This is a genomic window from Methylobacterium sp. Leaf456, from assembly GCF_001425465.1.
Lineage (GTDB): Bacteria > Pseudomonadota > Alphaproteobacteria > Rhizobiales > Beijerinckiaceae > Methylobacterium.
Genome location: NZ_LMQV01000023.1, coordinates 338,122 through 344,414 on the forward strand (window position 1 = coordinate 338,122; position 6,293 = coordinate 344,414).

The following is a 6,293-nucleotide window of genomic DNA, read 5'->3' on the forward strand; positions in this document are numbered from 1 at the left end:
CCGGATCGCCCGCCCGGGGAGCGGCCGCCTGACCACCCCCCCGGACGGTGCGTGGCAGGGCCGCGCGACGCCTTTCTCCCTCACGGCGAACGACGACCCGCTGTTCGATCGCCGCCTCGTCCTGCCGCCCGAGACTTTTGGCGGCTGGATCGTGCTGCGCTACGTTCTGCCCGTCGAAGCCCGGCCGCAGCGCCCGCTGCTGCGCCTGCGCCGCTCGGGGGGGCGCATCGACTGTTTCGTGCTGCCCGGCGTCGCCCTCGGCCGCGCCTTCTGGCTCGGCTACCTGCCCGCCGATTGCCAGGGCATCGAGATCGCGGCGGGACCGGGCTTCACCCTGGAGCGTGTCGGCGCGCGAACCTCGAACAACGTCTTCGCCGAATGCCTCGCCAAGCGCCCCCTGCACGCTGTCGGTGCTTTACGTGCGCTGCTGCGGCGCGACGAGCGGCGCTGGCGTGATTCCCTGCGCGGCGCCTGCGCGATCACGCCGCTCTCCGGCTACGCCGCGTGGCGAAACACCCGCGGCGAGGCCCCTCCGCCGCAGACGTCCGCCCCCGACATCCGCATCCGCCTCGTCCTCGCGGGCGAGGGCGCGCCGCCCGGCGCGGTCGCTAACACCCTCGTGGCGCTGGCGGCACAGAGCCACGCGAACTGGACGCTTCATCTCTCCGGCGCCGCGGCCGGAAGCGCCGCCGATCCCCGCATCCACGCGACGGCCTGGAACCCGGACGCCACGGCCCTCTCCCTCTGCGGCGACGCCGATTTTTTCGGACTTCTACGTCCGGGCGACCGCCTTGCCCCGCACGCCCTGGCTCTCCTGGCGGCGTCGATCCGAGGGAACGCGCCCGAGCTGATCTACGCCGACGACGAGGTCGGCGACGCCGCCCCCGTGCCCCGGCTCAAGCCGGATTGGTCCCCCGATCTCGCCCGCATCAGCGGCTATCTCGGCGCCCCGGCCCTCGTCGCCCGCACCTTCCTCGCCGGCCTGCCCCCGCGGCCGGTCGGCGCGCCGGACAGCTTCGCGACCGCTCTCGACCTCGACCTGTGCGGCGCGACCCGCGTCGTCCATCGCCCGCGCATCCTGTGCCGCCGCGCGCACCTGCCCTATGATACCGCGCGCCGCGCCGCGCTCCTCGAAGCGCGCCTGTCCGCAGCCGGCGATCCCGCCCGCCCGGTGGTCCGCGACGGCGCCCTCGACCTGCACCGTCCGCGGCCCGATCCGGCGCCTCCAGTCAGCATCGTCATCCCCTCCCGCGACCGGCTCGACCTGATCGCCCGCGTCACCACCGACGTGCTGGAGCGGACCGACTACCCGTCGATCGAATTGATCATCGTCGACAACGGCTCGACCAACCCGGCGGTGCTCGCGCTCTACGAGCAGCTGCGGGCCGATCCCCGCGTGCGCATCGAACCCTTCCCGCACCCCTTCAACTTCGCCGCCATGGTCAACCGCGGCGCCGAGATCGCCCGCGGACACATCCTCGTCCTGCTCAACAACGACGTGGTGGTGCTGCGCCCCGACTGGCTCGACGCCATGGTGGTGCAGGCCCTGCGGCCGGAGGTCGGCGCGGTCGGCGCCAAGCTTCTCTACGCGGACGGGCGCCTCCAGCATGCGGGCGTCGTCGTCGGCCTCGGCGGCGAGGCCGGCCACATCCTGCGCCGCCGCCCCGCCGCCGCGCCGGGCCATCTCGGCCGGATGCGCGTCGCCCACGAGGTTTCCGCCGTCACCGCAGCCTGCCTCGCGGTGACGCGTGAGAAGTACCGGGCCGTCGGCGGGTTCGACGCCGCGACCTTCGCAGTCGATTTCAACGACGTGGATTTCTGCCTGCGCCTCGGGGCGAAAGGCTGGAAGACGGTCTGGACACCGCATGCCGTCCTGTCCCATCTCGAATCGGTGAGCCGGGGCCGTCCGACCGGTGAGGCCCGCCAACGCTTCGAGCGGGAGGCCGCGGCCTTCGCCGAGCGCTGGCGCGACACCATCCGCCACGATCCGTACTATCACCCGGCCCTGTCGCTCACGACCTTCGGCGAGGATCTCGAATGACGGGCGCGCCGCTCCCCGACGCCCTGCTCTTCGCCGCCGAGCCCGCGCCGAATTTCTTTCGCCGCCTTGTCCGCGCGGCCCGGCACCCGTTGCGGCTTCTGCCGATCCTGGCCGCCCGCCTCACCGGCCGCCGGGTGCGGGCCGCCACCGCCTTCGCCGCGCTGACCGGCGCGCATCACCGCCTGGAATGGCCCGGCCCGGTTCCGGCCGCTGAGCCCAACGGGGAACTCGCCCGCCACGGCATCGAGCGGATCGAGCCGGCGCCCCACGACTCCGTCCGGATCGCGCCCGAGGGTTCGCCTCTCGTCCTCCTCGCGGCGCCCGGCCACAGCCTCGTCGCGGGCGCCGCCGCCGCCATCGCCGCCGCCTTCGCCGATCCGTCGCTCCACGCCCTCTACGGCGACGCCCTTGTCCGCACCCGGCCTGGCAACCCCTGGCTGCCGCTCCTGCGCCCCGCCTTCGATCCCGACTTTTTGCGCGCGGTCGATTGGCTTGGCCCGGTCTTGATTTTGCGCCGTGCGAGCGCGGCCGCGATCGACCCGGTTCCCGGTGCCCTGACTCTGGACATGGCCCTCGATCTCCATGCCCGTCATGGCCTCGGCGCCGTACGCCACCTGCCGCGCCAGCTCTCGCGCTCAACGTGTCCCAGCGACGGGGGAGGGGAGGGGGCCCGCGCCGAGACCCGCCGCGCCCGGCTCAAGGCGGTGCGGCACGACCTCGACCGGGCGGGGGAGGGCGACACCCTCGCCTTCGTCGAGCCGGACGGCGTGATCCGCCTGGAACGGCCCCTTCCGGTGCCGCGCCCCCGCGTCAGCCTGATCGTCCCGACCCGTGACCGGCTCGATCTGCTGCGACCCTGCATCGAGAGCCTGCGCGCCCGCACCGACTGGCCGGCGAAAGACATCCTGATCTGCGACAATGGCAGTCGCGAGCCGGCAACGCTCGCCTATCTCGAGGAGCTGCGCACCGCGGGCGCTGCCCGCATCCTCGACTGCGCCGGCCCGTTCGATTTCGCCGCCATCAACAACCGCGCGGCCCAGGTGGCCCGCGGAAGCGTGCTCGCCTTTGTCAACAACGACGTCGAGGCCGAGCAGCCCGACTGGCTGGAGCGAATGGTGCGCGAGGCCCTGCGCCCCGAGATCGGCGCTGTCGGCGCCCGGCTGATCGACGGCGCGGGCCGCATCCAGCACGGCGGCATCGTCCTCGGCACCGGCGGGCTCGCCACCCACAGCCACCGTTTTTTTTCGACGGACGCTCCGGGCTACTTTTCCGCGTTGCGCGCCACCCGCTCGGTCGCAGCGGTGACGGCCGCCTGCCTCGTGATCGAAGCGAAAAAATTCCAAAAAATCGGCGGCTTCGATCCGGCGTTCGCGGTCGATTTCAACGATCTCGACCTGTGCCTGCGCCTGAACGCGGCGGGCTCACGCACGCTCTTCGTCGGCGGCGCGGTGCTGCACCACCGCGAATCGGCGAGCCGCCGCCCCTCGCCGGCATCGGCCGCCCGCCATGCCGCCGAGATCGTGGCGCTGAAAAAGCGATGGGGGCCGCTGCTCGCGCAGGACCCCCATTATCATCCGGGGCTCGACCCGGACCTCTCGACCCATGTCGCCGTGCGCCGCGGCTGGACCGGTGTAGCACCGGCCGAGCCGCGGTGAGGCTCACTGCACCAGTCGCGGCCCGCTGGTCTGCACCTTCTCGTTCTCGGACATGATGCCGAGCCGCTTGGCGACTTCCGTATAGGCCTCGATCAGGCCGCCGAGATCCTTGCGGAAGCGGTCCTTGTCGAGTTTGTCCGAGGACTTGATGTCCCACAGCCGGCAGGAATCCGGAGAGATCTCGTCGGCCACGACGATGCGCATCAGGTCGCCTTCCCACAGGCGCCCGGTCTCCATCTTGAAATCGACGAGGCGGATGCCGACGCCGAGGAAGAGGCCGGACAAGAAGTCGTTGACGCGGATGGCCAGCGCCATGATGTCGTCAATCTCCTGCGGCGTCGCCCAGCCGAAGGCGGTGATGTGCTCTTCCGACACCATCGGGTCGTTGAGCTGGTCGTTCTTGTAGTAGAACTCGATGATCGAGCGCGGCAGCTGGGTGCCTTCCTCCAGGCCGAGCCGCGTCGCCAGCGAGCCGGCGGCGACGTTGCGCACCACCACTTCGAGCGGGATGATCTCGACTTCGCGGATCAGCTGCTCGCGCATGTTGAGCCGGCGGATGAAGTGCGTCGGCACGCCGATGTCGTTGAGGTGCTGGAAGACGAACTCGGAGATGCGGTTGTTCAGCACGCCCTTGCCGTCGATCACCTCGTGCTTCTTCGCGTTGAAGGCGGTCGCGTCGTCCTTGAAGTGCTGGATGAGCGTCCCCGGCTCGGGTCCCTCGTAGAGGACCTTCGCCTTGCCCTCGTAGATGCGACGGCGGCGGTTCATAGGCGTGTACCGTGGTTTGAGGAAGTCCATGGGGCCGGGGCTCCTTCCGAACTGGCCTGTGAAGCGAATCCGCGGCGCGGCGACCCGTCTGGCGGGTGGGTGGCCGGAGCCCATTCCCAGGGACCCGAACAGTCCACGGGAAATAGTCCCGGCCGCCGTAGCATCTCTGTAGCGGAACGGGCTTTGCAGCACAACGCGTTGGCCTTGCACGGCAATGGCCGCAGGGCTGCGGCGGGAGCCGGCGCGCCGAAAAGGTTCAGCTCGATATGGGCGTGAGGTCTGTCGTCTTGGAGGGGTAGCCGCACAGGTCGGCGATGCGGCAGCGCGGGCAATCCGGCCGCCTTGCCTTGCAGGTGTATCGCCCGTGCAGGATCAGCCAGTGATGCGCGTTGAGCCGGTACGGTTCCGGCACCCGTGCTTCGAGACCCGCCTGCACCTTGTCGGTCGTCGGCGCGGAAAACAGCGGAATCCGGTTCGAGACCCGGAAGATGTGGGTGTCCACCGCGATCCGCGGCACCCCGAAGGCGACGTTGAGCACCACGCTTGCGGTCTTGGTGCCGACGCCCGGCAGCACCTCCAGTTCGGCCGCTTCCCGCGGCACCTCGCCGCCGTGCCGCTCCACCAGGATGCGCGAGAGCGCGATGACGTTCTTGGCCTTGGTGTTGAACAGCCCGATGGTGCGGATGAAATGGCGCACCCGCTCCTCGCCGAGGTCCAGCATCTTCTGCGGCGTGTCGGCGATGGCGAAGAGCGGCTCGGTGGCGAGGTTCACGCTCTTGTCGGTGGCCTGGGCCGAGAGCACCACGGCGACGAGCAGCGTGTACGGATTTTGGAAATGAAGTTCCGAGCGCGGCTCCGGGTCGGCCTCGTGCAGACGGGAAAAGATTTCGACCAGGGTCTCGTCGCCCACCGCCGCGGGCGCCGTCTCGATGCGGCCCTTCAGGACAGGGCCGAGGCTCGCGCCAGGCTTGCCTGGTGATGTCCCCTTCGCTTTGCCGACGACAGGTTTCGGTTGGGCGCGTTCCGTATCGGAAATGCGCGGCGCAGGCTTTCTCGGAGGCATCGGCGCGTTATATTGCCTGCATGGTCAGCGGCAACCTCTCTGCGCATCCCGACGGCCTCGACCCGGCGATCTTCGATCGACCGCTCTACACGGCCGTCATCCGCCCCAACCAATCGCTCGGTCGCGACGGTTTCCGGATCGTGATGATCCTGTGCTGCGCCGTCTCGCTCGTAACCTCGATCGCCTGCTGGCGGGCCGGCTTCTGGCCCATCGCCGGCTTCTTCGGCCTCGACATGCTGGCGCTCTACGTGGCGCTGAAGGTCAGCTTCAAGCGCGGCCGCTCGTTCGAGGAGGTGGCGATCTCGCCCCTCGAAGTCTCGCTCGCCCGCATCGATCCCCGCGGCGGCCGGCGCGAATGGCGCTTCAATCCCCTCTGGACCAAGCTCGCCCGCCTCGACGACGAGGAGTTCGGCCTGCGCCGCCTTACCCTGATCTCCCGCCGCGAGCACGTCGTCGTCGCCCGCGACGCCGACCCGGCTGAGCGCGAGCGGGTGGCCGAGGGGCTCGCCGCGGCTCTGGCTCAGGTGAAGAAGGGGTTTTGAGCGCACCCCTCTGCTGGATGGGGCCGCCGCTGCGCCGGGAGGCCCCGTGGCGGCCTTTCTCGCACTTTTCTCGTTTTTCCGATTGACGGGGGCGGTGTGCCCTCGTAGAAGCACGTCACCGACGGGGCGCCGCGGCCCACCACTTGGGCGGCACAGCGAACCGACGGTCTTCGTGACTGATGGGGCGGCACGCTGATCCGGGCGACTGGATCGGACGATCGTGT

Annotated in this window: 5 protein-coding genes; 3 read left to right on the forward strand and 2 right to left on the reverse strand. The window is 70.4% G+C overall.

The annotated features are described in order from the left end of the window. The first annotated feature begins 4 nt into the window (after positions 1 to 4). Complete coding sequence (locus tag ASG52_RS15200) at positions 5 to 2,041, forward strand: glycosyltransferase (RefSeq protein ID WP_502691069.1); 2,037 nt, start codon at positions 5 to 7, stop codon at positions 2,039 to 2,041. Then, entirely contained in the window at positions 2,038 to 3,696 is a 1,659-nt protein-coding gene (locus ASG52_RS15205; protein WP_056244702.1) for a glycosyltransferase family 2 protein, read from the forward strand. The genes ASG52_RS15200 and ASG52_RS15205 overlap by 4 nt, the downstream gene beginning before the upstream one ends. 3 nt (positions 3,697 to 3,699) lie before the next feature. Here ASG52_RS15205 and purC read toward each other — a convergent pair whose 3' ends face one another. Then, entirely contained in the window at positions 3,700 to 4,494 is a 795-nt protein-coding gene (gene purC, locus ASG52_RS15210; protein WP_082552577.1) for a phosphoribosylaminoimidazolesuccinocarboxamide synthase, read from the reverse strand. Between the two features lie 226 nt (positions 4,495 to 4,720). Beyond that, positions 4,721 to 5,407 carry an endonuclease III gene (nth, locus tag ASG52_RS15215; RefSeq protein WP_056244774.1) on the reverse strand — a complete coding sequence of 229 codons (687 nt, stop codon included), beginning with the start codon at positions 5,405 to 5,407 and terminating at the stop codon, positions 4,721 to 4,723. 140 nt (positions 5,408 to 5,547) lie between these two features. Between nth and ASG52_RS15220 the strand changes: the two genes are divergently transcribed. Further along, positions 5,548 to 6,069, forward strand: coding sequence for a DUF2244 domain-containing protein (locus tag ASG52_RS15220; RefSeq protein WP_056244707.1), 522 nt, complete (start codon positions 5,548 to 5,550; stop codon positions 6,067 to 6,069). Positions 6,070 to 6,293 lie beyond the last annotated feature (224 nt).